Source organism: Amycolatopsis sp. PS_44_ISF1 (assembly GCF_032335455.1).
Classification (GTDB): Bacteria; Actinomycetota; Actinomycetes; order Mycobacteriales; family Pseudonocardiaceae; genus Amycolatopsis.
Genome location: NZ_JANUXO010000004.1, coordinates 439,484 through 465,304 on the forward strand (window position 1 = coordinate 439,484; position 25,821 = coordinate 465,304).

General features: G+C 72.5%; 23 protein-coding genes. 11 read left to right on the top strand and 12 right to left on the bottom strand.

Going from position 1 to position 25,821, the window contains the following annotated elements:
• Nucleotides 1–16 precede the first annotated feature (16 nt).
• Nucleotides 17–1,039 (bottom strand): allantoicase, encoded by a 1,023-nt coding sequence (gene alc, locus NYF13_RS31910; RefSeq protein ID WP_315661645.1) that lies wholly within the window; start codon nt 1,037–1,039, stop codon nt 17–19.
• A 2-nt stretch (nt 1,040–1,041) separates the two neighbouring features.
• On the bottom strand, nt 1,042–2,385 hold the full coding sequence (gene allB / locus NYF13_RS31915; RefSeq protein WP_315661646.1) for an allantoinase AllB: 1,344 nt from the start codon (nt 2,383–2,385) through the stop codon (nt 1,042–1,044).
• Nucleotides 2,386–2,549: 164 nt separating this feature from the next.
• On the opposite strand from allB, the gene NYF13_RS31920 reads away from it, so the two are divergent.
• The 6 genes from NYF13_RS31920 to NYF13_RS31945 all read left to right on the top strand — a co-directional run bounded on the left by NYF13_RS31920 (nt 2,550) and on the right by NYF13_RS31945 (nt 6,774).
• On the top strand, nt 2,550–3,026 hold the full coding sequence (locus NYF13_RS31920; RefSeq protein ID WP_315661647.1) for a helix-turn-helix domain-containing protein: 477 nt from the start codon (nt 2,550–2,552) through the stop codon (nt 3,024–3,026).
• Nucleotides 3,027–3,113: 87 nt separating this feature from the next.
• Nucleotides 3,114–3,599, top strand: coding sequence for a 2-oxo-4-hydroxy-4-carboxy-5-ureidoimidazoline decarboxylase (gene uraD / locus NYF13_RS31925; RefSeq protein ID WP_315661648.1), 486 nt, complete (start codon nt 3,114–3,116; stop codon nt 3,597–3,599).
• A complete protein-coding gene (gene uraH, locus NYF13_RS31930; RefSeq protein WP_315661649.1) occupies nt 3,596–3,913 on the top strand; it encodes a hydroxyisourate hydrolase in 318 nt (105 codons plus the stop codon). Before uraD ends, uraH begins: the two co-directional genes overlap by 4 nt.
• 1 nt (nt 3,914) lies before the next feature.
• On the top strand, nt 3,915–4,811 hold the full coding sequence (gene pucL, locus NYF13_RS31935; RefSeq protein ID WP_315661650.1) for a factor-independent urate hydroxylase: 897 nt from the start codon (nt 3,915–3,917) through the stop codon (nt 4,809–4,811).
• Nucleotides 4,812–4,843: 32 nt separating this feature from the next.
• Nucleotides 4,844–6,199: a nucleobase:cation symporter-2 family protein gene (locus NYF13_RS31940; protein WP_315661651.1), complete on the top strand. Its 1,356-nt coding sequence runs from the start codon at nt 4,844–4,846 to the stop codon at nt 6,197–6,199.
• Entirely contained in the window at nt 6,196–6,774 is a 579-nt protein-coding gene (locus NYF13_RS31945) for a TetR/AcrR family transcriptional regulator (RefSeq protein WP_315661652.1), read from the top strand. The genes NYF13_RS31940 and NYF13_RS31945 overlap by 4 nt, the downstream gene beginning before the upstream one ends.
• Here NYF13_RS31945 and NYF13_RS31950 read toward each other — a convergent pair.
• From NYF13_RS31950 to NYF13_RS31970, 5 genes are all read right to left on the bottom strand, one after another.
• Nucleotides 6,771–8,399, bottom strand: a complete 1,629-nt coding sequence (locus tag NYF13_RS31950; protein ID WP_315661653.1) for an NAD-dependent malic enzyme — start codon at nt 8,397–8,399, stop codon at nt 6,771–6,773. The two genes, NYF13_RS31945 and NYF13_RS31950, sit on opposite strands and share 4 nt — an antisense overlap.
• Nucleotides 8,400–8,461: 62 nt before the next feature.
• On the bottom strand, nt 8,462–10,735 hold the full coding sequence (gene pucD, locus NYF13_RS31955) for a xanthine dehydrogenase subunit D (RefSeq protein WP_315661654.1): 2,274 nt from the start codon (nt 10,733–10,735) through the stop codon (nt 8,462–8,464).
• On the bottom strand, nt 10,732–12,072 hold the full coding sequence (locus NYF13_RS31960) for an 8-oxoguanine deaminase (protein WP_315661655.1): 1,341 nt from the start codon (nt 12,070–12,072) through the stop codon (nt 10,732–10,734). The genes pucD and NYF13_RS31960 overlap by 4 nt, the downstream gene beginning before the upstream one ends.
• A complete protein-coding gene (locus NYF13_RS31965) occupies nt 12,069–12,536 on the bottom strand; it encodes a 2Fe-2S iron-sulfur cluster-binding protein (RefSeq protein WP_315661656.1) in 468 nt (155 codons plus the stop codon). Before NYF13_RS31965 ends, NYF13_RS31960 begins: the two co-directional genes overlap by 4 nt.
• Nucleotides 12,527–13,396: a xanthine dehydrogenase family protein subunit M gene (locus tag NYF13_RS31970; protein WP_315661657.1), complete on the bottom strand. Its 870-nt coding sequence runs from the start codon at nt 13,394–13,396 to the stop codon at nt 12,527–12,529. The genes NYF13_RS31965 and NYF13_RS31970 overlap by 10 nt, the downstream gene beginning before the upstream one ends.
• A 121-nt stretch (nt 13,397–13,517) precedes the next feature.
• On the opposite strand from NYF13_RS31970, the gene NYF13_RS31975 reads away from it, so the two are divergent.
• Nucleotides 13,518–14,906 carry a PucR family transcriptional regulator ligand-binding domain-containing protein gene (locus NYF13_RS31975; RefSeq protein ID WP_315661658.1) on the top strand — a complete coding sequence of 463 codons (1,389 nt, stop codon included), beginning with the start codon at nt 13,518–13,520 and terminating at the stop codon, nt 14,904–14,906.
• Nucleotides 14,907–14,910: 4 nt separating this feature from the next.
• Here the strand turns inward: NYF13_RS31975 and NYF13_RS31980 are convergent, their stop codons facing one another.
• The gene (locus NYF13_RS31980; RefSeq protein ID WP_315661659.1) at nt 14,911–15,411 is read right to left on the bottom strand and encodes a MarR family transcriptional regulator; all 501 of its coding nucleotides are present in this window, start codon (nt 15,409–15,411) and stop codon (nt 14,911–14,913) included.
• Nucleotides 15,412–15,496: 85 nt separating this feature from the next.
• Between NYF13_RS31980 and NYF13_RS31985 the strand changes: the two genes are divergently transcribed.
• Nucleotides 15,497–15,760, top strand: a complete 264-nt coding sequence (locus NYF13_RS31985; protein WP_315661660.1) for a hypothetical protein — start codon at nt 15,497–15,499, stop codon at nt 15,758–15,760.
• A 74-nt stretch (nt 15,761–15,834) separates the two neighbouring features.
• Here the strand turns inward: NYF13_RS31985 and htpG are convergent, their stop codons facing one another.
• The 3 genes from htpG to aceB are packed head-to-tail and all read right to left on the bottom strand — an operon-like array spanning nt 15,835 to nt 20,593.
• Nucleotides 15,835–17,745, bottom strand: coding sequence for a molecular chaperone HtpG (gene htpG, locus NYF13_RS31990; protein WP_315661661.1), 1,911 nt, complete (start codon nt 17,743–17,745; stop codon nt 15,835–15,837).
• A 51-nt stretch (nt 17,746–17,796) separates the two neighbouring features.
• Nucleotides 17,797–18,996, bottom strand: a complete 1,200-nt coding sequence (locus NYF13_RS31995) for a DUF6986 family protein (RefSeq protein ID WP_315661662.1) — start codon at nt 18,994–18,996, stop codon at nt 17,797–17,799.
• A 13-nt stretch (nt 18,997–19,009) separates the two neighbouring features.
• Nucleotides 19,010–20,593 (bottom strand): malate synthase A, encoded by a 1,584-nt coding sequence (aceB, locus tag NYF13_RS32000; RefSeq protein WP_315661663.1) that lies wholly within the window; start codon nt 20,591–20,593, stop codon nt 19,010–19,012.
• A gap of 117 nt (nt 20,594–20,710) precedes the next feature.
• On the opposite strand from aceB, the gene NYF13_RS32005 reads away from it, so the two are divergent.
• Nucleotides 20,711–21,475 (top strand): IclR family transcriptional regulator, encoded by a 765-nt coding sequence (locus NYF13_RS32005; RefSeq protein WP_315661664.1) that lies wholly within the window; start codon nt 20,711–20,713, stop codon nt 21,473–21,475.
• 16 nt (nt 21,476–21,491) lie between these two features.
• On the opposite strand, the gene ftsY is transcribed toward NYF13_RS32005, so the two are convergent.
• A complete protein-coding gene (gene ftsY, locus NYF13_RS32010; RefSeq protein ID WP_315661665.1) occupies nt 21,492–22,823 on the bottom strand; it encodes a signal recognition particle-docking protein FtsY in 1,332 nt (443 codons plus the stop codon).
• Between the two features lie 150 nt (nt 22,824–22,973).
• Between ftsY and NYF13_RS32015 the strand changes: the two genes are divergently transcribed.
• Both NYF13_RS32015 and NYF13_RS32020 read left to right on the top strand, forming a co-directional pair.
• Complete coding sequence (locus NYF13_RS32015) at nt 22,974–24,191, top strand: anhydro-N-acetylmuramic acid kinase (protein WP_315661666.1); 1,218 nt, start codon at nt 22,974–22,976, stop codon at nt 24,189–24,191.
• A 9-nt stretch (nt 24,192–24,200) separates the two neighbouring features.
• On the top strand, nt 24,201–25,769 hold the full coding sequence (locus NYF13_RS32020) for a sodium:solute symporter (RefSeq protein WP_315661667.1): 1,569 nt from the start codon (nt 24,201–24,203) through the stop codon (nt 25,767–25,769).
• Nucleotides 25,770–25,821 lie beyond the last annotated feature (52 nt).

A 25,821-nucleotide genomic window follows, 5' to 3' on the forward strand; every position in this document is an offset into this window, starting at 1 on the left:
CGGGGCGGGCCCGGGCTCAGCCCGTGGTCTCCTGGAACCGCTTGGTCACGGCTTCGCGGCCGCGGTCGGTCAGCTCGCCGAGCAGCCGCAGGCGGGCCAGGCCGCCGTCCGGGTAGATGTCCAGCCGCGCCTCGGTGACCGGCGGCCCGGCGTCCTCCAGCGCGAAGCGGTGCCGGGTGTCGGGCTGCAGCCGGGTGCGCGGCAGCAGCGGCACCCACTCCCCCTCGTCCAGCCGGCCGCTCACCGACGCCCAGCCCGGCGCGTTGCCCTTGAGGTTGCCGGTGTCCAGCTCCACGAAGCGCACGATCCCGGCGCCGGCCAGGCGCACGGTGGCCCAGTCGTTGCCGTCGTCGCGGCGGCGGGCGGTCTCCCAGCCCTCGGCCTGGTGCGCGGCCAGACCGGGGATGAGCATGTTGTTCGGCGAGGAGTAGAACATGTTGCTGCACCCGGTCACGGCCGCGCCGTTCTCCAGCGCCGCCAGGTCCAGTGAGCGCGGGTCGAGCAGGGCCGGGTCCGGCACCGGCGCGCCGTGCACGCGCAGCCGCGCGACGCCGCCGTCCGGGTGCTGGGTCAGGCGGACGTGGGTGAACCGCCGCGGCGAGGACACCCGGTAGAAGTTCTCCGTGTCCCCCGCCGCCGGCGCGCGGTCGACCAGCACCGACCAGTCCGCCCCGGCCAGCTCGGCCGCGCTCGGGTAGCCCGGCACCGCCGCCGCCTCCACCGAGACGAACGGCGGGTAGTTGCCCTTGAAGAAGGCCGTGTCGACCACCACGCCGGACACCACGCCGCCGAGCCCGAGCCGCAGGACCGCCTGGTCGTCGCCGGGTCCGCGGTGCCGCCGGGTCTCCCAGCCGTCATAGACCTGGCCCTTCGGGCCGAAGTTCTCGACGCGGTGCGCGGGAACCCACGGGTTGACCAGGTTCTCCTTCTCGGCGAACAGCTCGTCGCTGGCCCACATCACCGTGCCGCCGAACCGGCGCGAAGCCAGGTCCGGCTGGGCGGTCCACTCGGGACGGTCCTGCGCCACGTTCTCCTCCATCTTCAGCAGTTCCCCCTCCTCAGCAGGGCGCCGCGCGGGGCGTCACCGGTCACCCGCGCGCCGCGCAGCCAGGTGCTCCGCACGACCCCGGCCAGCGGACGCTGGTCGTAGGCGCTCACCGGGTTGCGGTGCTGGAGCTTCGCGACCTCCACGACGAACGCCTCGTCCGGCGCGAACACGCAGAAGTCGGCGTCGTACCCCACAGCCAGGTGGCCCTTGCGGGTCATCCCCACCTGCGCCGCGGGCCGCTCGGCCATCCATCGGGCGACGTCGGCGAGCGAGAAGCCCCGCTGCCGCGCCTGGGTCCAGATGGCCGGCAGGCCGAGCTGGAGGCTGGAGATCCCGCCCCAGGCCAGGCCGAAGTCGCCGGTGTCGAAGCGCTTCAGCTCCGGGGTGCACGGCGAGTGATCGCTGACGACGGTGTCGATCACCCCGTCGGCGAGCCCCTGCCACAGCAGCTCGCGGTTGGCCGCCTCCCGGATCGGCGGGCAGCACTTGAACTGCGTGGCCCCGTCGCGGATCTCCTCGGCGGTGAAGCTCAGGTAGTGCGGGCAGGTCTCCACCGACAGCGGCAGCCCTTCCGCCCGCGCGGACGCGATCAGCGGCAGGGCGTCCGAAGAGGACAGGTGCAGTACGTGCGCGCGGGCGCCGGTCCGCCGCGCCGCTTCGATCACCTGCGTGATGGCCAGGTTCTCCGCACCGCGCGGGCGGGAGCCGAGGAAGTCGTGGTACTTGCCGCCGTGCGGATCGGGTGCCGCCTCGATCTCGTGCGCGTCTTCGGCGTGCACGATCATCAGCGCGTCGAACGCGGCCAGCTCGGCCATCGCCGTTTCCAGCCCGTCCGCGTCGAGCGGCGGGAACTCGTCGACGCCGGAGTGCAGCAGGAAGCACTTGAAGCCGAACACCCCGGCGTCGTAGAGCTCCTGCCGGGCGCCGGTGTTGCCGGGGACCGCGCCGCCCCAGAAGCCGACGTCCACGTGCACCCGCCCTTCGGCCGCTTGGCGCTTGACCGCCAGCGCGGCCACGTCCACGGTCGGCGGCAGGCAGTTGAGCGGCATGTCCACGATCGTCGTGACCCCACCGGCGGCGGCCGCGCGGGTGGCCGTTTCGAAGCCCTCCCACTCGGCCCGGCCGGGATCGTTCACGTGCACGTGGGTGTCGACCAGACCGGGCAGCAGGACCTCGTCCGGCCCCAGTTCGAGGACGGTCTCCCCGGCCAGGTCCACCCGGCCGGGCTCCACCGCGACGATCCGGCCGCCGGACACGCCGATCGTCACCGGCCGTTCGCCCGGCGGCCCGCCACCGGCCGCCGTCACCGCCCGGGCGGCGCGCACCACGAGGTCCATCTGCGGGCTCACTCCTCACCCCACCGGCTGACCACCGGTCGGCCATCACTGATCGAAAGCACTGATCGAAAGTTTCACGCTACGGAAATTCTGTTTCGCCAAACGAGATTAACCACGTCATTCGCTTCTCGTCAACGGAACGCCCTCCACGTTACGGTCAGTGAGTGGAGCTAGAAGCGGAGTTCACCAGCGAACCGTTCCAGGGCGAGGGCGCCCCACCGGAGCACGCCCTGCGCGCGCGGGACGCGGCCGTCGAAGCCGGGCTGGACACCGATTTCGGCCCGCTCGGCACCCTCGCCCGCGGCGACGCCGAGCAGCTCGTCGAAGCGCTGCCGCTGATCGCGAAAGCCGCACTGGAAGGCGGCGCCACCCGCGTCACGGTGCAACTGCGCCGCACGGACCAGGACGAGCCCCCGCCCCCCGTCGAGCTGAACAGCGCGCTGTCGCGGCTGATCGCCGATGTCGAACGCGAGCTGGGCGCGAAACTCGGCGAACTGGGGCGCCCGGACAAGCAGCGGGCGGTCCGGCTGCTGCGCGAGCGGGGGGCGTTCAGCCTGCGGAAATCGGTGTCCGCGGTGGCCGAGGCGCTGGGCGTCACCCGGTTCACGGTGTACAACTACCTGAACCGGGAACCGGACTGACCTGCACGTTCAACAAAACGTTGACGGTCGGGCGGTCGCCCCGTACGGTCGGCTGACCCACCGCTCCCCCGCCGTGAGGAGATCCCGTTGCCACTCGCACTGGCCGAGTTCAACACCGCCGAAGCCGCCGAGGTCCGCCCGGTGCTGACGGCCTGCCTGGCCGTGCCGCGCTGGGTCGACGCGGTGCTCGAAGGCCGCCCGTACCCGCGGTTCGACGCCCTGCTGAAGGCGGCCGAGCGCGCGACGCCGCTGAGCCGCGACGAGGTCCGCGCCGCGATCGCCGCCCATCCGAGGATCGGCGAGCAGCCCCGGGGCACCGGTGAGGACGCGGGCTGGTCGCGCGGGGAACAGTCCGGTGTGGACAATGCCGGTGAGTTCGCCGCCGCGAACGCCGAGTACGAAAGCCGGTTCGGGCACGTCTTCCTGGTCTGCGCCGCCGGCCGCAGCGGCACCGAGCTGCTCGCGAACCTGCGTTCCCGGCTGGGCCACGACCCCGAGACCGAGCTGGACGTGGCGGGCGCCGAACTGGCCCAGATCGCGCGGCTGCGCCTGGCGAAAGCGGTGACGGGATGAGCCTCGTGACCACCCACGTCCTGGACACCGCCACCGGACGGCCCGCCGCGGGCCTGCCGGTGCGATTCGAACGCGGGGACGGCGAACCGATCGCCGAAGGCGTCACCGACGAGGACGGCCGCATCCGCGACCTCGGCCCGGAAACCCTGGCGCCCGGGGTCTACCGGCTGGTCTTCGACACCGGCGCCCACCTCGGGCCGGACGCGTTCTTCCCCGACGTCACCCTCGCCTTCCGGATCGCCGACGGCACCGCGCACCACCACGTGCCGCTGCTGCTGAGCCCGTTCGCCTTCTCGACCTACCGCGGGAGCTGACGTGGGAATCTCCTTGGGCCCCAACCAGTACGGCAAGGCCGAGGTCCGGCTGGTCACCGTGCGCCGGGAGGGCGCCGTGCACCACCTGCGCGAACTCACCGTCTCCACCGCCCTGCGCGGAGAGCTCGAAGCGACCCACCGGACCGGCGACAACAGCGCGGTGCTGGCCACCGACACGCAGAAGAACACCGTGTACGCGTTCGCCAAGCAGCAGGACGTGGGCGAGATCGAGGACTTCGCGCTGCGGCTGGGCCGGCACTTCGTGGGCACCCAGGAGAAGATCGGCTGCGCGGGCGTGACCATCGCCGAGCACGGCTGGGAGCGCATCCCGGTCGGTGGCGCGCCGCACGACCACGCGTTCAGCCGCTCCGGTGGCGAAAGCCGCACCACCACCGTCACCGTGCGCGGCGGCCGCGCCTGGGTGGTGTCCGGTGTGGACGGTCTGACCGTGCTGAAGTCCACCGGTTCGGAGTTCCACGGCTTCCCCCGCGATCCCTACACGACCCTGGCCGAGACCGACGACCGGATCCTCGCCACCGCCGTCACCGCGCGGTGGCGGTACCAGGGCAGCACCGGGATCGATTGGGCCGGGAGCCACCGCGAAATCCGGCGGATGCTGCTGGAAGCGTTCGCCACCAAGCACAGCCTGTCGTTGCAGCAGACCCTGTACACGATGGGCGAGGCCGTGCTGCGGGCACGGCCCGAGGTCGCCGAAGTCCGGCTTTCGCTGCCGAACAAACACCACTTCCTCGTCGACCTGAGCCCGTTCGGCCTGGAGAACCCGGGCGAGGTGTTCCACGCCGCCGACCGTCCTTACGGCCTCATCGAGGGCACCGTGATCCGCGACGAAGCCGAAGAGCCCGGACCGGCCTGGACCGAAACCGGGCCGCACCACTAGCTGCCGAACCCCTCATCCCACCGGGAGAGCGCATGTCAGGCACCTGCACGCCCGAAAACCCGGATCACCCCCACCCCGTCGACGCGCGGCCTCCGTGGCCGCAGCTCCTGCTCGGCGGCGTCCAGCACGTCGCGGCCATGTACGCCGGCGTGGTCGCCCCACCGCTGGTGATCGGCGCGGCCGTCGGGCTCACGCCCGGGCAGCTGAGCCTGCTGATCAGCGCGTCGCTGTTCACCGCCGGTCTGGCCACCCTCCTGCAGACGCTGGGCCTCTGGCGCTTCGGCGCCCGGCTGCCGCTGGTCAACGGCGTCACCTTCGGCACCGTCGCCCCGATCCTGGCCATCGCCGCGCAGCACAAGTCCGGCGGCGCGCTGGGGGTGGTCTACGGCGCCACGCTCGTCGGCGGGGCCTTCGTGGTGCTGGCCGCCCCGTTCTTCTCGAAGCTGACGCGGTTCTTCCCGCCCGTGGTGACCGGCACGGTGATCACGCTGATCGGCGTTTCCCTGCTGCCCGTGGCCGTGCAGTGGATCTCGGCCGGGCGGCCCTCGGCGCAGCCGTCCGGGCTGCTGCTGGCCGGCGTCACCCTGCTGGCGGTGCTGGTGTTCACCCGGTACCTGTCCGGGTTCTGGAGCCGGGTCGCGCTGCTGCTCGGGCTGGTCGCGGGCACGCTCGTGGCCTGGCCGCTGGGGCAGGTCGACCCGTCGACGCTGAAGCAGGCGCCGGTGTTCGGCCTGGTCACCCCGTTCCACTTCGGCAGCCCGGTGTTCGACGTGGCGGCGATCGTCTCGATGCTGGTGGTGATGCTGGTGGTGATGGCCGAGAGCACCGCGGACCTGCTGGCCCTGGGCGAGATCGTCGGGCGGCCGACCACCGGCCGGACCCTGGCCGACGGCCTGCGCGCGGACGGACTGGCCACCGCGGTCAGCACGGTCTTCGGCGGCTTCGCCTGCACGGCGTTCGCGCAGAACATCGGGCTGGTTTCGCTGACCCGCACGTTCAGCCGGTACGTGGTCGCGGCCGGCGGCGCGGTGCTGGTGGTCCTCGGCGTGCTGCCGACGGCCGGCGGGGTGGTCGCGCTGGTACCGCTGCCGGTGCTGGGCGGGGCCGGGCTGGTGCTGTTCGGCAGCGTCGCGGTGAGCGGGGTGCGCACCCTGGCCGTGGCCTCCTTCGAGCACCCGATCAACGTCGCGATCGTCGCCGCCTCACTGGGCGTCGGCCTGATCCCGATCGTGCTGCCGGACTTCTACGCCGGGTTCCCGGCCTCGCTGCAGGTGGTGCTGAACTCGGGCATCAGCGCGGGCTGCCTGACCGCCATGGTGCTCAACCTGGTCTTCGGCGTGCGCTTGGCAGAACGCTCTGACGCGGAAGAGCTATCCTCGGCTCCGTGACGGGGACGAAGGACCGCATCCTGGCCGCCGGGGCCGAGTTGTTCCGGCAGGGCGGCTACGCGGGTACCGGGGTGAAGCAGATCGTGGAGGCCGCGGGCGCGCCGTTCGGCTCGCTGTACCACTTCTTCCCCGGCGGGAAGGAGCAGCTGGGCGAGGAGGTCGTGCGCGGCTCGGGCCGGCAGTACATCGGGCTGTTCGACCTCTTCCTCACGCCGGGGACCGGACTGGTGGAGGCGATCGAGGCGTTCTTCGCCGCCGGCGTCACCACCCTGCTGGAGACGGACTACGCCGAAGGCTGCCCGATCGCCACCGTGGCGCTGGAAGTGGCCACCACCAACGAAACCCTCCGCCGGGCCACCGCCGACGTCTTCACCTCCTGGATCGACGCGGGCACCGAGCGGCTGACGCGGTTCGGCCTGCCGCCCGCGTCGGCCCGCACGCTGGCCATCGCGCTGATCACCAGCCTGGAGGGCGCGTTCGTGCTGGCGCGTGCGATGCGCTCGACGGAACCGATGGCCGTCGCGGGCACCGCGGTGGCGGACGTGGCCCGGCGGTTGCTGGCGGAGCCGGATTAGCGGTACTCCGGCTTCCACCGGGACTCCCGCACCAGGCGGGCCAGCTCCGGCTCCGAACGCTGCGGCGCGACTCCGTCCCGCACCGCCTGCACGGCCACCGCGACGGCGATCCGGGTGGCGATCTCCGGCACGTCCGCCCAAGCCGGCAGCAACGGCTCGTCCGGATCGGCCAGCGCCGGGGACGCCTCGCCGAGCGTCTTGGCCGCCACGCGCATCATCTCGTCGGTCACGCGGTTCGCCCGCGCGGCCGTGACGGCCAGGCCGATGGCCGGGAAAATGTACACGTTGTTGCACTGCGCCACGCGGCGCTCCCGGCCGTCGCGTTCCACCGGGGCGAAGGGCGAGCCGGTGGCGACGAGCGCGCGGCCGTCGGTCCACTCGTCCAGCTCGCGCGGGTGGGCCTCGGCCCGGCTGGTCGGGTTGGACAGCGGGAAGATGATCGGCCGGTCGGTCTTGCCCGCCAGCTCGCGGACGATCTCCTCGGTGAACGCGCCCGCCGCCGTCGAAAGGCCGAGCAGCACGCCGACGTCCACCTGGTGCACGACGTCGGCCAGCTGCACCCCGGCCCAGCCCTCCACCCGGGACGCGGGCTGGGCGAACCGGCGCTGGCCCTCGGACAGGTCGGTGCGGTCGTCGGTGAGCAGCCCGCCCAGGTCCACCACCCAGATCCGCGAGGCCGCCTCGGCGTCGGAAAGGCCCTGCGAGACCATCTCCTGCCGGATCATCTCCAGCACCCCGAGCCCGGCCGAGCCCGCGCCGAGCATCACCACCTGCTGCCGGGACAGCGGCCGCCCGGCGGTCCGGGCCGCACCGTGCAGCGCGCCGAGCGTGACGGCGGCGGTGCCCTGGATGTCGTCGTTGAAGGTGAGCAGCCGGTCGCGGTAGCGCTCCAGGATCGGCAACGCGTGCGTGGTAGCGAAGTCCTCCCACTGCAGCAGCACCTCCGGCAGCTCGTCGCGCACGGCGGCGACGAACTCCTCGATGAACTCGTGGTACTCCTCGTCCCCGATGCGCCGGTGCCGCCAGCCCAGGTACTGCGGGTCCTCGCGGCGTTCGGCGTTGTCGGTGCCGACGTCGAGCACGATGGGCAGCGTGCGCGCCGGGTCGATGCCGCCGATCAGCGTGTACAGCGAGAGCTTGCCGATCGGGATGCCCATGCCGCCGATGCCCTGGTCGCCGAGGCCGAGGATCCGCTGGCCGTCGGTGACCACGATGACGTCGACGTCCCGCTGCGGCCGGTTGCGCAGCACCTGCCGCAGCTCCGCCCGGTCCGGGTAGGCCACGAACAGCCCGCGCGGGCGCCGGTAGATCCCGCTGAAGCGCTGGCACGCCTGCCCGACCGTGGGCGTGTAGACGATCGGCATCATCTCTTCGACGTGCTCGCTCAGCAACCGGTAGAACAGCGTTTCGTTGCGGTCCTGCAGGGCGCGCAGGTAGATGTGCTGGTCGAGGTCGTCGCGGCGGGTGGAGAACTCGTCGTAGGTGTGCGCGACCTGCTCGTCGATCGTCTTCTCAGCCATCGGCAGCAGCCCGAGCAGGCCCAGCTCGCGCCGCTCCTCGCGGGTGAACGCCGTCCCCTTCGTCGTCAACGCGTCGAACAGCCTCGCCCGTCCCTGGTGCGCCATGGCTTTCCCCGTCTGCTCCACTTCGGACCCGATCCGGCTTACGACCCTGCCACAGAATCCGCTCACGTGCGGGTGATGTGTTCCGGGCGCACCGGTACGCGCTCCAGCGCCAGCCCGGTCGCGGCGCGGATCGCGGCGGCGATGGCCGGGGTGGACGAGATGGTCGGGGGCTCGCCCACCCCGCGCAGGCCGTAGGGGGCGTTCGGGTCCGGGCGCTCCAGTACGTCGATCCACATCGGCGGCATGTCGAGCACGGTCGGGATCAGGTAGTCGGTGAACGAAGGATTGCGCACCTGGCCGTCGACGACCTGGATCTCCTCCATCACCGCCAGCCCGAGCCCCTGCGCCGAACCACCCTGGATCTGGCCCAGCACGGCATCGGGGTTCAGCGCCTTGCCCACGTCCTGCGCGCAGTCCAGCGCGACCACCTTCACCAGACCCAGCTCCACATCCACGTCCACCACCGCACGATGGGCCGCGAAGGCGTACTGCACGTGCGCAGTGCCCTGGCCGGTTTCCGGGTCCAGCGCGGTCGTCGGCCGGTGGCGCCACTCGACCGTTTCGTCGAAGGACGCCGTTTCCAGCACCGAAGCCAGGTCGCCGACGACCGCGCCGGAAGCGTCCAGCAGCTTGCCGCCCAGCACGCGGGTCCGCGCGGGCAGGGCCGAGCCTTCCAGCAGCCGGGCGCGCACCGCGGCGCAGGCCGCCTGCACGGCGCCGCCGGTCACGTAGCTCTGGCGGGAGGCCGAGGTCGAGCCGCCGTTGCCGATCGAGGTGTCCATCGGCAGCACCGTGACCCGCTCCACCCCCAGTTCGGTGCGCACGATCTGCTGCATCACGGTGACCAGCCCCTGCCCGACCTCGCACGCCGCGGTGTGCACGGTGGCCGCGGGCTCCCCGCCGACCAGTTGCAGCCGCACGCGCGCGGTCGAGTAGTCGTCGAAGCCCTCGGAGAAGCAGACGTTCTTGATCCCCACCGCGTAGCCGACCCCGCGCACCACGCCCTCGCCGTGCGTGGTGTTCGAGACGCCGCCGGGCAGGTGCCGCAGGTCGAAGGCGCGTTGCCCCGGCAGCGGCCGCGCGCGCAGCCGCTCCAGCAGCTCCGCGACGGGCGCGGCCGAATCCACCACCTGGCCGGTGGGCATCACCGAGCCCTCGGCCATCGCGTTGCGGATCCGCAGGTCCACCGGGTCCAGTCCACACGCGACGGCCAGCTTGTCCATCTGCGACTCGTACGCGAACGCCGCCTGCACCGCGCCGAAGCCCCGCATCGCGCCGCACGGTGGATTGTTCGTGTACGTGCCCCAGCAGTCGACGGCAACGTTGTCCACTGTGTACGGACCGACGCCGAGCGTCGCGGCGTTCGCCACCACCGCGCCGGTCGAAGACGCGTACGCGCCTCCGTCGAGGAAGAGCCGCGCGCGGACGTACACCAGCCGGCCGTCGGAAGTGGCGCCGTGCTCGTAGTACATCTTCGCGGGGTGACGGTGCACGTGGCCGTAGAAGGACTCTTCGCGGTTGTACACCATCTTCACCGGCTTGGCGGTGTGCAGCGCGAGCAGGCACGCGTGCACCTGCATCGACAGGTCCTCGCGCCCGCCGAACGCCCCGCCGACGCCGCCGAGCGTCAGCCGCACCTTGTCCGTCGTCAGGCCGAGCGCGGCGACGATCTGCTGCTGGTCCACGTGCAGCCACTGCGTCGCCACGTACAGGTCCACGCCACCCTCGGCGTCCGGCACCGCCAGACCCGACTCCGGGCCGAGGAACGCCTGGTCCTGCATACCGACCTCGTACACGCCGGACACCACGACGTCGGCCGCAGCCTCGGCGGAACCGCGCCGGATCCGCACGTGCCGGACGACGTTGCCACCTTCGTGCAGCGAAGCGCCGACACCGTCGACAGCCGCTTCGGAGTCCGTGACCGGCTCCAGCACTTCGTAGCTCACCTTGATCCGCTTCATCGCCCGGCGCGCGGTCTCCGGGTGGTCGGCGGCGACCAGCGCGACCGGCTCGCCCTGGTAGCGCACCACGTCGTCGGCCAGCACCGGCTGATCGGCGTGCTCCAGGCCGTAACGGTTGAGGCCGGGCACGTCCTCGTGCGTCAGCACCGCGTAGACCCCCGGTACGGCCAGGGCTTCGCCGATCTCGACGCCGGTGATCCGGGCGTACGGGTGCGGGCTGCGCAGCGTGGCGCCCCACAGCATGTCCTCGTGCCAGAGGTCGGAGGAGTACGCGAACTCGCCGCGCACCTTGACCGTGCCGTCCGGGCGCGGGGCGTTCGCGCCGACCCCGCTCGAGGTGCCGGTGACCGCCGGCGAAGAGGTCGTGGCGGTCATCGGTCCGCCCGCAGCCGTGCGCTCGCGGCGGCCAGCTCCCCGGCGATCACGGACTCGTCCGCCTCGCGCAGCGTGCCGTCCTCCACCACCGTCCGGCCGCCGACGAACAGCCGGGCCAGCGGCGGCGTCGCGCCCAGCACCAGGGCCGCGACCGGGTCGATGATGCCTGCGTAGTTCAGCCCGGACAGGTCCCACACGGCCAGATCGGCGAGCTTGCCCACCTCCACGGAGCCCAGCTCGTCCTCGCGGCCGAGGCACCGGGCGCCGCCCATGGTGCCCAGCCACAGGGCCTCCCGTGTGGTCAGCGCCTTCGGGCCGCCGCGCTGGCGCGCCTGCAGCAACGCCTGGTGCAGCTCCTCGCCGAGGCCGCCGGATTCGCTGGACGCCGCCCCGTCGACCCCGAGGCCCACCGGCGCGCCCGCGTCGAGCAGGTCGCGCACCGGGGCGATGCCCGCGCCGAGCCGGCCGTTGGAGGTCGGGCAGTGCGCCGAACCCGTGCCCGTGGCGCCGAACCGGCGGACGGCGCCGGCGGAGAGGTGGATGGTGTGCGCGAGCCAGACGTCACCGGCCAGCCAGCCGAGCCGGTCGGCGTACTCGGCCGGGGTGCAGCCGACCTCGGCGAGGCACTGCTGCTGCTCGTCGAGCGTTTCGGCCAGGTGCGTGTGCAGCCGGACCCCCTTGCGCCGGCCCAGTTCGGCCGCACCGGTCATCAGCCGCTCGGTGACCGAGAACGGCGAGCACGGCCCGGCGGCGATGCGCAGGTGCGCCCCGGGCGCGGGGTCGTGGAACCGGTCGATCGCGGCCTCGGTGCCGAGCAGCGCGGCCTCGGTGGTCTCGACCAGGTGGTCCGGCGGCAGCCCGCCGTCGGACTCGCCGCGGTCCATCGAACCGCGCACCAGGTGCAGCCGCACGCCGATGCGCTGCCGGGCCGCGACCAGCGCCTCGACCTGGTCTCCGCCCCCGTGCGGGAAGACGTAGTGGTGGTCGGCCACGGTCGTGCACCCGGTCAGCGCGAGCCGGGCCAGCCCGGCCGTGCCCGCGGCGTGGGTGATCCCCGCGTCGAGCCGGCCCCACACCGGGTACAGCGCGACCAGCCACTCGAACAGCGTGTGGTCGGCGGCCATCCCGCGGGTCGCCCACTGGTAGAGGTGGTGGTGGGTGTTGACCAGGCCCGGGGTGACCAGGCCGCCAGACGCGTCCACCCGCCGGTCCGCCTCACCGCGGTAATCGCCCTCGCCCACGGCGGCGATGCGGTCGCCGTCGATCAGCACGTGGCCGCTGGTGTGCTCCGGGCCGCTGACGGTGGCGATGGCGGCGTTGGAGATCAGGGTCTTCACGCGGCCCCGCCCCCCGCGGCCGAGCGGACGGCGTCCAGGATCTTCTCGTACCCGGTGCACCGGCAGAGGTTCCCGGCCAGTGCCTCGCGGATCTCCTCGTCGCTCGGCGCGGCCACGCGGGCGAGCAGGTCGTGCGCCGCGACCACCAGTCCCGGGGTGCAGAAACCGCACTGCACGGCGCCCGCGTCGAGGAAGGACTGCTGCACCGGGTGGAGCCGGTCGCCCTCGGCCAGCCCCTCGACCGTGCGCACCGCGCGGCCCTCGGCCTGCCCGGCCGCGACCAGGCAGGAGCACACCGGCGCCTCGTCCAGGTACACCGTGCAGGAACCGCATTCGCCCTGCTCGCAGGCGTTCTTCGAACCGGGCAGGCCCAGCCGCTCACGCAGCACGTAGAGCAGGCTCTCCCCTTCCCAGACGTCGTCGGCCTGCCGGGCCTCGCCGTTCACGGTCACGTTCACGCGCATTCGCGGCCACTCCTCCGGTGTTCGTCCCAGGCCCAGGTCAGCGTCCGCCGGGCGAGGACGGACAGGGCGTGCTTGCGGTACTCCGCGCTCCCGCGGACGTCGTCGATCGGCGCCGCGGCCCCGGCCGCCAGCTCGCCGAACCGGCGCTTGAGCGAATCGGCCAGCGGCTCGGGCGAGCCCCACGGCAGCTCGGCGGCCAGGAACTCCTCGGCCGCACGGGCCCGGCGCGGCGTGGGCGCGGCCGAGCCGACGGCGGCGCCGGCTTCGGCGCGGTCCGGCCGCAGCACCAGGGCGAACGAGCAGACGGCGATCACCATCGCGTTGCGCGTGCCGACCTTCGAGAACTGCTGGGGACCGGCCGAAGCGGGCAGGTGGACGGCGGTGATCAGCTCGTCGGGCTCCAGCGCGTTGCGCTTGACGCCGAGGTAGAACTCGTCCGCCGGGACGAAGCGGGTGCCCCGGACCGAGGCCACCTCCACCCGGGCGCCGAGCGCGAGCAGCACCGGGTGGGTGTCCCCGGCGGGTGAGGCCGCGCCGAGGTTGCCGCCCACCGTGCCGCGGTTGCGGATCTGCGGGGAGCCGACCGTGCGCGCGGCCATGGCCAGCGCGGGCAGCGGCTCCCCCAGCTCGGCGATCACCCGCGCGTAGGGCACCCCCGCGCCCAGCCGGACCACACCGTCCGAAGCGGACCACCGCGCCAGCTCGCCCACCTGGTTCAGGTCGAGCAGCGCGGCCGGGCGGCGGTGGTCGAAGTTCAGCTCGACCATCACGTCGGTGCCGCCGGCGATGGGCACCGCGTCGGGGCGCTCGGCCTTGGCGGCGAGCGCCTCGTCGAGGCTGTGGGGGCGCAGGAAGTCCACGCAGGCTCCTCTTCTCGCTGGACAGCCCAGTACACGCCGAAACCCACCTCGCGGCAACGGTGCCCCGCGATGAAACACGGGCCAGCGGAGGACCACCCGGTTGTGCTTTCCTACAAGCCTGATGACCACCGTCGCCACGTTGCTCGGCCTGCCCGGGCTGCGCCCGCACCCGAGTACCCCGGCCGGACTGCTCGGCCGGGCCGTGACGCGGATCTACGTGACCGAGCTGCCCGACCCCGGCCGTTACCTGTCCGCGGGCGAGCTGGTGCTGTCCGGTCTGCTCTGGTGGCGCGCGCCGGGGGACGCCGAGCCGTTCGTGGCCGCGCTGGCCGCCGCCGGGGCCGCCGCGCTGGCCGCCTCCGGCGCCGATTCCGACGGCATCCCGGGCGACGTGGTCGAAGCCTGCGCCCGGCACCGGCTCCCGCTGCTGGAAGTGCCGGCCGACCTGTCGTTCGCGGTGGTCACCGAGCAGGTGGTGCTGGCCCTGGCGGGGGCCGCGGACGGGGCCCGCAAACGTTTGCTGACCGCCGCCGCCGAGGACGCGCCACTGCCGGTGCTGCTGGAACGAGCCGCCGCGGAACTGGGCGCGGACTGCTGGGTGCTCTCGGCCGTGCCCCGGGTCGTCGCGGGCACCGCGCCCCTGCCCGGATCCCCCGCGGAGCCGGTCCGCCGGTTCGCCGCCGCGCACGGGCGCCCGACCGCCGCGGCCGGGCTGACCGTGCTGCCGGTCGGGGGCCGGCACCCCGTGCCGTGGCTGCTCGCCGTCGACGGGCCGCTCAGCGCCTCGCAGACCGAGCTGGCCGAGGAGCTGGCCGGGCTGGTCGGGCTGGCCCGGGCGCGTTCCCGGGCCACGGCCGGGTTACCCGGCAGCGGGGCCGTGCGGGCGGTCGCGCTGCGGACCGACGGCAGCACGGAGGCCGCGGCCGTGCTCGGGGAACTGCTCGCGGGAACGACGTTCGCCCTCACCGACTCCGGGGACGGTGCGGCCCAGGCCCTGGTGGCCGAAGACGGCTCGTGGCCCGGGAACTGGGCCGCCGAGGCGGCGACGGCTCTGTCCACAGTGGAGCCCCTGCTCGCGGCGGAGCGGCTGCTCGCCGGGTTCAGCGACCCCGGGCCGATGACCGAAGCCGAGGGGGCGCTGGAGGTCGCGCGGCACGCGCTTTCGGTGGCGGCGAGCCGGGAAGGGACCGTGGCCGTGGTCCCGGCCGCCGAAGTCGGCGTGCACCGGCTGCTGCTGGCCGGCGTCTCCGGTGACCTGCGGGCGGTCCTGCGCCGCCGGTTGCTCGGCCCGCTGCTGGACTACGACGCCGAGCAGCGCTCCGACCTCGTGCGCACCGTGCGGGTGTTCCTGGAGTGCTCGGGGTCGCCGACCCGGGCGGCGAAGGCGCTGCACATCCACGTCAACACCCTGCGCTACCGGATCGGCCGGGCGGCCGAACTGCTCGGCGTGGACCTGGGCGACTTCGTGGCCCAGGTGGACGTCTACCTCGCGCTGACCGCCGGCTCGTAGCTCCTCAGGGGTGGTCGTGGCCGGGCTCGGCGGCCACGCCGGTGAGGTTGTGCACGACCTGGCCGAGGTCGTGCGCGAAGCGGTGGGTCCGTTCGGGCGGCCAGTCCGGCAGGGCGGCCAGCACCAGGTCCTCCAGGCGGGTTCGCAGGGCCTGGACGCACCGCTCGCCTTCCGGGGTCAGCCGCAGCACCGTGGACCGCAGGTCGTCGGGGCTGGGCTGGCGGGCCAGCAGCCCAGCCTGCTGCAGCCGGGTCGCGTGGCGGGAGGCGACCGTGCGGTCGAGACCGATCTGATCGGCCAGTTCGCTGGTCGTGCACGGGCCGATCCGGGCGAGGCCGGAGATCACCGGGTACGTCGCCCGGTCGACCCCGGCCACCCCGCCGTCCCCGCCGTGCCCGCCGAGGAGTTCGTCGTAGAGGTGCATCCGATTCGCGCGCAGCACCAGCGCGCCGATCGCCCCGGCGATCACCTGCGCGTCGGCGCGCCCTGGCCCGTCCTGTGACATGCCCCTGATTTTACGTGCATCGCGCACGCGGTTGGGCTAGGGTCAAGTGCGTGCACCGTGCACGCTTATAGCCGAGGAGGAAACCATGCCCCAGCCGATCCGTCCGGAAGACGTGCTGCCCGACGGCGTCGACCGCACCACCATCGGTGGCCGTGAGGTACGCAAGGGCGCGGTCGCGGCGTTCGTGGCCAACGTGCGGCAGCTCGACCAGGCCGAGCCGGGAAGCACCGACCGGCAGCAGATCGTCGAGCAGCTCAAGGAGCTGGTCCCGACGCTGCGGGCGGTCGGCGTGCTGGACGTGTTCCAGCCCCGTTCGGCCGCGGTGGCCGAAATCATCGCCACGGCCTAGCGGTACCCCGTCCCGGTGCTGCCGCCGGGTCGTGAGTGGCTGGGCCGTGAGCGCCGGCCCAGCCACTCACGGGCTTACAGCGCCTTGGTGGCCCGGTCGGCCACCAGCTTCAGGAACCGGCCCGGGTCGGCCAGCTCGCCGCCCTCGGCCAGCAGCGCCATGCCGTACAGCAGCTCCGCGGTCTCGGCCAGCGAGGCGTCGTCCGGGTTCTCCGTGCGGGCCGCGCGCAGACCGGTGACCAGCGGGTGCTCCGGGTTCAGCTCCAGGATCCGCTTGATCTGCGGCAGCTCCTGGCCCATCGCGCGGTACATCTTCTCCAGCGTCGGGGTGACGTCGTGGGTGTCGCCGACGATGCACGAGGGCGAGGTGGTCAGCCGCGAGGAGAGCCGGACCTCCTTCACCGTGTCGGCCAGCGTGGTCGTCATCCAGGACAGCAGGTCGGTGTACTCGGTCTGCTGCTCCTCCGAGGCCGGGTCCAGCTCGACCTCGCCCTTGGCCACCGACTGCAACGGCTTGCCGTCGAAGCCCGGCACCGAGTCGACCCACATCTCGTCCACCGGGTCGGTCAGGATCAGCACCTCGTAACCCTTGGCGCGGAACGCTTCCAGGTGCGGCGAGTTCTCGATCGTCGTGCGCGACTCGCCGGTGAGGTAGTAGATGTGCTCCTGGCCCTCCTTCATCCGCGACACGTAGTCGCGCAGCGAAGTCGGCTTCTCGGCGTCCTCGGTGGAGGCGAACGAGGAGATCTCCAGGATCGACTCGCGGTTCTCCGGGTCGTCGAGCAGGCCCTCCTTGACCGCCCGGCCGAACTCGCGCCAGAAAGTCGAGTACTTCTCCGCGTCCTCGGTCATCATCGACTTGACCGTGGACAGCACCTTCTTCTCCAGCCGCCGCCGGATCATCCGGATCTGCCGGTCCTGCTGCAGGATCTCGCGGGAGACGTTCAGCGAAAGGTCCTGCGCGTCGACGACCCCCTTCACGAAGCGCAGGTAGTTCGGCATCAGCGCTTCGCAGTCGTCCATGATGAACACGCGCTTGACGTAGAGCTGCACGCCGCGCTTGCTGTCGCGCATGAACAGGTCCGCCGGCGCCTGGGCCGGGACGAACAGCAGCGCCTGGTACTCGAACGTGCCCTCGGCCTGCATCCGGACGGTCTCGAGCGGGTTGTTCCAGTCGTGGCTGAGGTGCTTGTAGAACTCGTGGTACTCCTCCTGCGAGACCTCCGAGGACGGCCGCGCCCACAGCGCCTGGCGCGAGTTGACCGTCTCCAGCTCGGGCGCCTTCTCCGCGCCGGCCTCGGCGTCGGCGTCGGCGCTGTCGGGTTCCAGCGGGTTCTGCTTCACCATCCGGACCGGCCAGGTGATGAAGTCCGAATACCGCTTGACGATCTCGCGGACCTTCCACGGCGACGTGTAGTCGAAGAGGTGGTCCTCGTCGTCGGCCGGCTTGAGGTGCAGCGTGACCGCGGTGCCCTGCGGCGCGTCCTCGACCGGTTCGATCGTGTAGGTGCCCTCGCCCTCGGACTCCCAGCGCACGCCCTCGTCCGTGCCCGCGCGCCGGGTCACCAGCGTGACCTTGTCCGCGACCATGAAGCTCGAGTAGAACCCGACGCCGAACTGGCCGATCAGGTCCTGTGAGCCGGCCGCGTCCTGCGTCTCCTTGAGCTGGCGCAGGAATTCCGCGGTGCCGGACTTGGCGATGGTGCCGATCAGCCCGACCACGTCTTCGCGGCTCATGCCGATCCCGTTGTCCCGCACGGTCAGCGTGCGGGCCTCGGCGTCGATCGCGATCTCGACGTGCAGATCGTCCGTCTCCGCCTGCAGATCCTTGTCCCGGTACGACTCCAGGCGCAGCTTGTCCAACGCGTCCGAGGCGTTGGAGACGAGCTCCCGCAGGAAGATGTCCTTGTTCGAATAGATCGAATGGATCATCAGCTGCAGCAGCTGGCGTGCCTCGGACTGGAATTCCAGTGTTTCGACCGACATGTCTTCCTTCCCACCCTGCGCAAAGACCGCCGGAATCCTACCCGGAGGAGTTCAGGCCAGGCGCCGGGAGTAGCGGTCCAGCTCCGTCCGGCCGAACGGCAGCTCGGCCTCCTCCAGGGCACCGCAGTGGAGACCGCCAAGCAGGTACCGCGCGAGCGCTTCGGCGGTCGCCGGCTCGTCGAGGACCCCGCCGGTCGTCTGCGCCGCGTAGTCGCGAAGCCGTTTCGCCGCGTCCGGGAAGCCTTCGCGGTAGAAGGCGTACGTCGCGGCGAAGCGGGTCGGCAACTGGTGCGGGTGCAGGTCCCAGCCCTGGTAGAAGCCGTTCTCCAGCGAGCGCCGCACCAGCCGCAGGTGCTCGGCCCAGGCGGCGGGCAGGGCGTCGCCGACCGGCAGCCGGTTGGTGGACCCGTCGGACAGCCGCACGCCCGTGCCCGCGGCCGCGACCTGCATGAGCTGCTTGGCCAGGTCCGCCGCCGGGTGCTCCAGGCTCTGGTACGCCGCGGCGATGCCCAGCCCGGCGCTGTAGTCGTAGGTGCCGTAGTGCAGGCCGGCGCAGCGCCCGGCCGCGGCCTGGATGATCCGCGCCACCGACACCGTGCCGTCGTGGGCGAGGATCGACTGCGCGGTCTCGATCTGCACTTCGAACCGCAGCTCACCCTCGGCCAGCCCGTACGCCGCTTCCAGCCGGGCCAGCACCTCCGCCGCCGCTTCGACCTGCTCGACCGCCGTCACCTTGGGCAGGGTGACGACGAAACCGGCGGGCAGCGGTCCGTGCTCCAGCAGCCCGGAGAGGAACAGGTCGAGGGTGCGGATGCCGCGGCGGCGCGTCGCGGCCTCGAAGCTCTTGAACCGGATCCCGACGAACGGCGTGCCGCCGGTGGTCGCGAGCGTCTGCCCGGCCGACCGCGCGGCGGCGTCCTCCTCGGCGTCGCCCGGGTGGCCGTACCCGTCCTCGAAGTCGATCCGCAGGTCCTCGATCGGCTCGGTGAGCAGCTTGGCGCGCACCCGCTCGGCGACGTCCGGGGCGAGGCCGAGCCGGTCGCCCTCCTCGACGAACACCCGCATCGCCTTCTTGCCCCAGTCGGCGACCAGGCGCGTGCGGTACTGGGACGCCGGCACGTACACGGTGTGCACGGGCCGGCGCCCCGGCAGCTCACCGGGGTACAGGGCCGCGACGCGCGCGTCGGCGGCGGCGAGACGCGCGTCGGCGGCGGAGTAGACGTCCTCGGGGAGCCGGCCGGTGTCGTTCAACGGACCCAGCTCATCACTTGATGCGCTCGTAGGCCGGGAGGGTCAGGAAGTCCGGGAACTCCTCGGCCAGCGCGACCTGCTCGAACAGCTCGACGGCCGGGGTCAGCAGCTCCGGATCGACCTCCGCGGCCAGCTCGCCGCGGACATCGGCCAGCACCCCGCGCACCAGTTCCGCGGTGACCCGGTCGCCGGTGTCGAGCACGGTGCCGTTCTGCACCCACTGCCAGACCTGCGAACGCGAGATCTCGGCGGTGGCGGCGTCCTCCATCAGGTTGTGGATGGCCGCCGCGCCGTTGCCGCCCAGCCAGGAGGCGATGTAGCGGATGCCGACCTCGACCGCGGCGCGCAGCCCGCCCGCGGTGGCCCCGCCGGGCGTCGAAGCGACGTCCAGCAGCTCGTCGGCGGTCACGCTGACCTCGTCGCGGGTGCGGTCGAGCTGGTTCGGCTTCGCACCGAGCACCCGGTCGAACTCCTCGCGGCAGAGCGAGACCATGCCCGGGTGCGCGACCCAGGAGCCGTCGAAGCCGTCGCCGGCCTCGCGGGCCTTGTCCTCGTGCACCTTCTTGAACGCGCCCTCGTTGACCGCCGGGTCCTTGCTCGGGATGAACGCGGCCATGCCGCCGATGGCGAACGCGCCGCGCTGGTGGCAGGTGCGCACCAGCAGTTCGGTGTAGGCCCGCATGAACGGCGCGGTCATGGTGACCGAGTTGCGGTCCGGCAGCACGAACTTCTCACCGGCGTCGCGGAAGTACTTGATCACGCTGAACAGGTAGTCCCAGCGGCCCGCGTTCAGGCCCGAGGCGTGCTCGCGCAGCTCGTAGAGGATCTCCTCCATCTCGAACGCGGCCGGGATGGTCTCGATCAGCACGGTCGCGCGGATCGTGCCGTGGGAGATGCCCAGCTCCTGCTCGGCGTGGGTGAACACGTCGTTCCACAGCCGCGCTTCGAGGTGGCTCTCCATCTTCGGCAGGTAGAAGTACGGGCCCTTGCCGCGCTGGAGCAGTTCGGCGGCGTTGTGGAAGAAGTAGAGGCCGAAGTCGACCAGCGCGCCGACGCCCGAGCGCGCGCCGAAGGCCAGGTTCCGCTCGTCGAGGTGCCAGCCGCGCGGGCGGACCACGATGGTGGCGTGCTCGACGTCGTCCTTGAGCGCGTAGCTCTTGCCGCCGCTTTCCAGCGTGATCTCGCCGCGGATGGCGTCACGCAGGTTGACCTGGCCGGAGACCACGTTGGCCCAGTGCGGGGTGTTGGCGTCCTCGAAGTCGGCGAGCCAGACCTTGGCGCCGGAGTTGAGCGCGTTGATGGTCATCTTGCGGTCGGTCGGGCCGGTGATCTCGACCCGGCGGTCCCGCAGGGCCGGCGGTGCCTCGGCGACCCGCCAGTCGCCGTCGCGGATCTCCTGCGTCTCCGGCAGGAAGTCGAGCCGTCCGGTGGCGCGGGCCTGCTCGCGGCGCCGGCCGCGGGCCAGGAGCAGCTCGTCCCGGCGATCCGCGAACGCGTCGTGCAGCCCGGCCAGGAAGGCGAGGGCTTCCGGCGTCAGGATCTCGTCGCCGTGCTCGACGGCGCCACCGAGGTCCCCGAGGACCTGGACTTCAGACATGCGAAACACCCCGAGTCGTACTGGGATAACGTCCCTACGGTTTTTACCTGACGGACTATAGTTTCTGCATAGCGGAAGCTGCAAACGGCGGAGCCCGGACCTGTGAGGAGGACCACGGTGGCGGCTGAGAAAACCGGGCGAGACGGTGGCGTCCAGTCCCTGCAACGCGCGTTCGAGCTGCTGGAACACCTCGCCGACACCGGCGGGGAGGCCAGCCTCTCCGAGCTCGCGACGCTGTCCGGGCTGCCGATGCCGACCATCCACCGGCTGATCCGGACGCTGGTCGACCTGGGTTACGTGCGGCAGAACACCAATCGCCGCTACGCGCTGGGCGCCCGGCTGATCCGCCTCGGCGAGAACGCGAGCATGCAGTTCGGCGCCTGGGCCCGGCCGCTGCTGGTCGAGCTGGTCGAGGAGGTCGGTGAGACGGCCAACCTGGCCGTGCTGGAGCGCGACGAGGTGGTGTACGTGGCGCAGGTCCCGTCGAAGCACTCGATGCGGATGTTCACCGAGGTCGGCCGCAGGCTGCTGCCGCACGGCACCGGGGTCGGCAAGGCGATGCTCGCGCAACTACCCGGCGAAGAGGTCGCCGCGCTGCTCGGCCGCACCGGCATGCCCGCCTACACCGAGCACACCTTCACCGACCCGGACGCGCTCACCGCCGAGCTGACCCGGATCACGGGCCAGGGTTACGCCCTGGACGAGGCCGAACAGGAGCTGGGCGTCCGCTGCATCGCGGTGGCCGTGCCCGGGGCCCCGGTGCCCGCCGCGGTTTCGGTGTCCGGCCCCTCGGGGCGGCTGACCGCGGACGCGGTGGCGCACATCGCACCGGTGGTGCAGAAGATCGCGGACCGGCTCTCGCAGCAGCTTCCGACCGGCTGAGCCCGCCCTCCCGGGCTCAGCCCAGCAGGGCGTCGACGAAGGCGCCCGGCTCGAACGGGGCCAGGTCGTCCGGGCCCTCGCCCAGGCCGACCAGCTTGACCGGCACGCCCAGCTCGCGCTGGACCTGGAAGACGATGCCGCCCTTCGCGGTGCCGTCGAGCTTGGTCAGCACGATGCCGGTGACGTCGACGACCTCGGCGAACACCCGGGCCTGGGCGAGGCCGTTCTGGCCGGTGGTGGCGTCGAGCACCAGCAGCACCTCGTCGACCTTCGCCAGCTTCTCCACCACTCGCTTGACCTTGCCCAGCTCGTCCATCAGGCCGGTCTTGGTGTGCAGCCGGCCGGCGGTGTCCACCAGCACGGTGTCCACGCCGTCGGCGATGCCGCGCTTGACCGCGTCGAAGGCGACCGCCGCCGGGTCCGCGGCCTCCTTGCCGCGCACGACGGTGGCGCCCACGCGGTCACCCCAGGTCTGGAGCTGGTCGGCGGCGGCGGCGCGGAAGGTGTCGGCCGCGCCGAGCACCACCGTGCTGCCCTGGGCCACCAGCACCCGCGCCAGCTTGCCGGTGGTGGTGGTCTTGCCGGTGCCGTTCACCCCGGCGACCAGCACCACGGCCGGCTGCTTCTGCCCGTCCACCTGGTGCGGTAGCGCGCGGACGGCGCGGTGGCCGTCGGTCGACAGCGCGGCGGTCAGCACCTCGTGCAGCACCGCGCGCGCTTCGGCCGACGAACGCACGGCCTGGCGGCTCAGCTCGTCACGCAGGCGCTGCACGATCTGGTCGGTCGTGGCCGAGCCGAGGTCGGCCACCAGCAGCGTGTCCTCGACGTCCTGCCAGGAGTCCTCGTCGAGGTCACCGGCGCCGAGCAGGCCCAGCAGGCTCTGCCCGAACATCGAGCGCGACTTCGAAAGCCGGCCGCGCAGCCGCTCCAGCCGCCCGGTGGCGGGGTCGATCTCCTCGGCCGGAACCGGGACCGGGGGCGCCTCGGCCGGGACCGGGGGTGCCTCGGGGGCCTCCTCCGGCTCGGGCAGCTCGACCTCGCGCACCGTGCGCTGGCCGGAGTCGCGCGGCACCGCGGCGTCGTCGCCCACCGCGGGCTGGCCGTCGACCTCCGGCCGGTCGCCCACGGGATGCACGGGACGCTCTTCGGCGTCGGCCTCGGTCGCCCCGCCCGGGGCCAGGGTGATCCCCCCGGTCGCGGTGTAACCGCCGCGCTTCGGCTTCGCCTCGACCTCACGGGCCTGGTCCAGGCTGATCCGCCGGCGCCGGGCGATGAGCAGCCCGGACACCAGCACGACGACGAGGACGACAACGGCGACGATCACGATCCAGAACCAGGTGCTAGCCACGGCGCCATCCTTCCATCCGCCGCCCGGCCCCACCGGGGGCCCCACGGGGCCCGGCCGATCAGGCCAACCGATCACCGGCCGAGTTCCGATTCGGCCAAGACTCCACCGACCGGCTTGCGCCACCGGTTCGCCTTGACTAGACCACTCCGGATGACCACGCACACCGGCCACGCGTTCCGGGTCTTGGGACTGCTGTCCGGGACCTCGGTCGACGGCATCGACGTCGCCGTGGCGGACCTGCGGGCCGAAGGGGACACCGTGGTCCTCACCCCGCTCGGCGAGCTCGACGTGCCCTACCCCGAAGCGCTGCGCGAGGACCTGCTGGACGCCGTGGCGTCCCGGCCGAGCAGCGCCGGACAGCTCACCATCCTCGACACGCTGGTCGGGCAGGTGTTCGCCGAGGCCGCGAGCCTGGGCATCGAGCGCCACGGGCCGGTGGACGTCATCGCCTCGCTCGGGCAGACCGTCCACCACTGGGTTTCCGGGGGCGCCGCCCTCGGCACCCTGCAGCTCGGCCAGCCCGCGTGGATCGCCGAGCGGACCGGGGTGCCGGTCGTCGCCGACCTGCGCATCCGCGACATCACCGCGGGCGGGCAGGGCGCTCCGCTGGCCAGCACCCTCGACGCCCTGTGGCTGCGCGACCTGGCCGAGCACACCGGCCGCCCGGTGGTCGCGCTGAACCTCGGCGGGATCGCGAACATCACCGTCGTCGGCCGGAGCGGCACCGCCGTGCTCGCCTACGACACCGGCCCGCCCAACGCCCTGCTGGACCTGGCCGCCGCCCGGGTCACCGGCGGCGCGCGCCGCGCCGACCTCGACGGCCGCCTCGCCCGGGCCGGCACCGTTCGCCGCGACCTGCTCGACCGGCTGCTCGCCGACCCCTACTTCGCCGCCGCACCGCCGAAATCCACCGGCAAGGAGCACTTCCACGGCGGTTACCTCGACGCGGCGCTCGCCGGGCTGCCGCCGCTGTCCGGCGAAGACCTGCTGGCCACGCTCACCGAACTGACCGCCGTCACCGTCGCCGCGGAATGCCGCCGGCACGGCGCCGCCACCGTCGTCGCCTCCGGCGGCGGGATCGCGAACCCCGCGGTGCTGGCCGCGCTGGCCCGGCAGCTACCCGGCGTCGCCCTGCGGACCAGCGACGAGCTCGGACTGCCGAGCGCGGGCAAAGAGGCTTACCTCACCGCGCTGCTCGGCTGGCTGAGCTGGTGCGGGGCCCCGGCCACGCTGCCTTCGGCCACCGGCGCGCGCGGGCCGCGGCGGCTGGGCGCGCTGACGCCCGGCGAAGGACCGCTGAACCTTCCGGCCCCACTGGGGGGCGCCGTGACCCGGTTACGGGTCGCGGAAGTTGGCGCACGACGGTAGGAGAAGTCCATGAACCCAGTCGATCTGGTGATCGTCATCGTGTACCTGGCGGCGATGCCGATCATCGGCGTGCTGGTCGGGCGCAGGCAGAAGTCCGCGAACGACTACTTCGTCGGTGAGCGCAGCATGCCCTGGTGGGCGGTGACGCTCTCGGTGGTGGCCACCGAGACCTCCACCCTCACCGTCATCTCCACGCCCGGACTGGTCTTCGGCAGCGCGTTCCTGTTCCTGGAGGTGGCCTTCGGCTACGTCCTGGGCCGGCTGGTCGCGGCGTTCGTGCTGCTGCCCCGCTACTTCCGGGGCAACTACGTCAGCGCCTACGAGTTCCTCGGCCGCCGCTTCGGCCGCGGGCTGCAGAGCACGGCGTCGGTCACCTTCGTGGTGACCCGGCTGCTGGCCGAGGGCCTGCGGCTGTTCGCCGGTGCCATCCCGATCAAGGCGATCCTCGACCACTACGGCATCCACACCGCCTACTGGCACATCGTGGTGCTGCTGACCGCGCTGACCCTGGTCTACGCGTTCGTCGGCGGGATCAAGTCGGTGATCTGGGTCGACGTGATCCAGTGGTCGCTCTACGTCCTCGGCGCGATCGGCGCGGTCGTCTTCCTGTCCACCAAGCTGCCGGACGGCTGGACCTCGATCGCCTCGAGCCAGGGCCGCTTCCAGCTCACCGACTTCGCCTCGAACATCCTGACCAGCCCGTACGCCTTCATCGGCGCCGTGGTCGGCGGCGCGTTCCTCTCGATGGCCTCGCACGGCGCGGACCAGCTCATCGTCGGCAGGCTGCTCTCGACCCGGAGCCTGCGCGACGGGCAGCGCGCGCTGATCGGCTCGTCGATCGTGGTGTTCGTCCAGTTCGCGCTGTTCCTGGTGGTCGGCGCGATGCTCTGGGTCTACACCGGGGGCAGGACCGGCGCGACCGCGACCGCCGTCGCCGCCGGGAAGATGTCCGGCGACGACGTGTTCTCCACCTTCATCGTCAACGACCTGCCGGTGGGGCTGTCCGGGCTGCTGATCGCCGGCATCCTCGCCTCCACCATGGGCGCGCTGGCCTCGGCGCTGAACGCGCTGTCCACCTCGACCATCGCCGACCTGTACCAGCGCTTCACCCGGCGCGCGGTGGAGGACTCGAAGCTGCTGCGCCACGGTCGCATGTGGACACTGATCTGGGCCGTGGTGTTCGCGATCTTCGCCTCGCTGTTCACCAATTCGAAGGACCCGGTGATCCAGCAGGGCCTCGGCATCGTCGGCTACACCTACGGCGCGCTGCTCGGCGCGTTCTTCCTCGGCCTGGCGGCGAAGAAGGCCCGGCAGTCCGACGCGGTGGTCGCGTTCGCCTGCTCGGTGCTCGGCATGGCCTTCCTGATCCTGTTCGTCAAGTTCGACAAGGCCACCACGGCGGTGCACCTGCAGTTCGGCCCGGCGACGAAGACCCTCGTCCCGCTGGCCACCTACTGGTACACCTTCGTCGGCGTGCTGATCTCGCTGGTCGTCGGCGGACTGCTCTCGCTGCGGCACCGGGGCGAGGACCCGAAGGTGGCGGAGGTCGCGGCCGAACCGGTCTCCTCGTCGAGCTGATAACCACGGACCGGAGGCGATTCAGCCGATCAGGGACAGGTCCACGAAGACC